The sequence below is a fragment of the Methylobacterium sp. P3_A11 genome (genome assembly GCF_056403155.1).
Map to the genome: position 1 here is coordinate 1 of NZ_JBFUGA010000226.1, position 2185 is coordinate 2185.

Consider the following 2185-nt stretch of genomic DNA (forward strand, 5'->3'; position numbering starts at 1 on the left):
GCACTTGTATGTTCGACGGCACTCAGCAGCCTTTCCCGATCGTCCGGCCGCAGCGCGCGGATTTCCAGTGGCCGGCTGTCTCGCATACGCTCAACGGCGACGTAGTGCGAAAGATCATCCATGCGCGACCTGCAGACCTGAAACGAGAAAAATAGAACGCATCATTATTTTTGTCGACCCGCGACTACTGAATAGCGGGACACTCAATCACGTGCGGCTCTATCGCGGCGGGTTGCGCTGAGCTCATAGGCGCAGCTTATCAATCCCCTTTTTAAAGTGCACCTGCCGCGAAAGCTCAGATGCGCTGAGTATTGTCTCTTCCGATCAAGCGTATCTTTGTTAGGCTCCTACAAGAACCGCACAATACACTCACCTCGCCACGCGGGCGACGGCTGTCCGCTGCTTCAGCGGCATTAACAAGGTGTTCTGAAAAGCCATCCCCGCCAGTCGAATAAGCGTCCGCTCATCCCGGCAGGATAGCCGCCTGGGCAGAGGTGGCGAGGCCGCAGACTGGCGCTGGCGAACGTGTAGTTGGTGACGGTGTCGGCGCACTTTCGCAATGGCGGCGAACTGTGGGCCGGCGTGAGAACTCAGGGCTGCCTTCTGTTGAGGTACACGTGGGCCTGCACGCAACCTCCTTGATAACAGACGTGCGCGCCTGCTTCTGTCCACATCCAACATGGCCGCTTCGGCGGGTTGCTCAGAGCCGCCTCTTTGTCGACAGACCACTTGGCCACGTAGGCCGGAGTGCATTGCCGCGTCGGTATGGCTCCGCCTTGAGCAGCCGGCGCTACTGAGCCAACGGCAAAGAGCAACGCAGAGGCAGTCAGGGTGCACCTCATCCCGTCAAGATAGCCGCCGGTGCGCGGGTGTCGAGGCTGCGCAGCTTCGAATGCCCTTCGACCGCAAAGCGCTCCGATCGAAAATTCATGGCATCTCAGGAATAACAGTATTGCGAGCGATTGGAAACGATGTATCTTGTTGTTTCGGTGCCGAACAGGTGCTACTCGTCCCTTCTTGGTGGTCGAAACCATGCTAACGCTGGCTGTTCCGGAACGGAGCAATGGAAACCGCTACGCCGAGCGACGGTGCATTGCCGTGGCGAATGCGAACTGGTTCCGCAAGCTGGCATGGCGTGCGCTGCGCGACGGAGCGCCGAGAGGCGAGTTTCGGGCCGCCAATGCCCGAACTGCCGCCCGCATCGTCATTCGGCAGGCCAAGCGAGACGCTCTAATTAGCAGCATCGCTCGCGAAGCTCTCGCACAAGGTCTGTAGCTTCCTCCCACGGACGCTCCACCTTCGGCGCCGCTTCCTCGAGGAGGCGGGTAGTTAGAGCCTCTCATRCACCACGCGACCCGCTGACGAGCCGAAGCCTGATCGGTCAACCGGCTATGACCCTACTCAACCGAAGTTATCGGAAGCGGGAAGCAGCTGGCTAATGCCGAAAGCGATGCGGCGATGAATGCCTGTTGGTCGACATTGTCGCCGATCAGCCGTGAGTACGTAATCCTCGGCTTGCCTTGAACAGTACCGTCGCGCTTGAGCGTGAAAAGGACGATGATTTCAGATCCTGTCGCTTCGGGTGCCGCCTTGGCATGCCGCGCACTGGCGCCCAGAGCCTCACAGAGATCTTGAGGCGAATTCGCAGGATCCGCGTGCGCTGCGGATCCCACGAGGGACAACATCAACGTCGGAACAGTCAGGCGCATCAGTCCCCTCCGGGACCTTCACGGTGCCGCACGTAGCCCTGGCCGGCGAGCCAGTCCGTCACGGAGCTGCCTCCTGAAGCGGCTTGCACTCGTCGACGACGTACACGGACCGCATGCTCAGCGGCTTGTCACAAACTACCGTGTAGCCCGCATGAGGCAATACGCGTCTGTCGGTCCCTCGCCCGCCTCTATGCCGAGACCGAGCGCACCAGGACGGCACTTGATCGGGACCTATCCTGAAGGTCAGGGCATCCTACCCGAACATCGGGATGTGAAAATCATTCAGCAATCAGCGAGTAGGTCAGTGGCGCTACAGCAGGGCCGCCAGCCACTTCGGAACCAGGAACACCACGAAGGCGCCTACGAGCGCGGCGCTGAAGCTGAGCACTTCAGAGGCTGGCTAAGCGCTCGAGCGCATATCTACCCCAATCAGGGCACCAAATGTCGTGCAGATCCGCGCGTTTGTATCGATCCAG

2 protein-coding genes are annotated in these 2185 nt (G+C 60.2%); one reads left to right on the forward strand and one right to left on the reverse strand.

What is annotated here, in order from left to right:
* Positions 1–1397: 1397 nt before the first annotated feature.
* Positions 1398–1709, reverse strand: a complete 312-nt coding sequence (locus AC1DXK_RS30860; RefSeq protein ID WP_210028610.1) for a hypothetical protein — start codon at positions 1707–1709, stop codon at positions 1398–1400.
* A gap of 220 nt (positions 1710–1929) precedes the next feature.
* Between AC1DXK_RS30860 and AC1DXK_RS30865 the strand changes: the two genes are divergently transcribed.
* A partial coding sequence (locus tag AC1DXK_RS30865; protein ID WP_477299700.1) for a hypothetical protein occupies positions 1930–2185 on the forward strand: 256 nt, incomplete at its 3' end.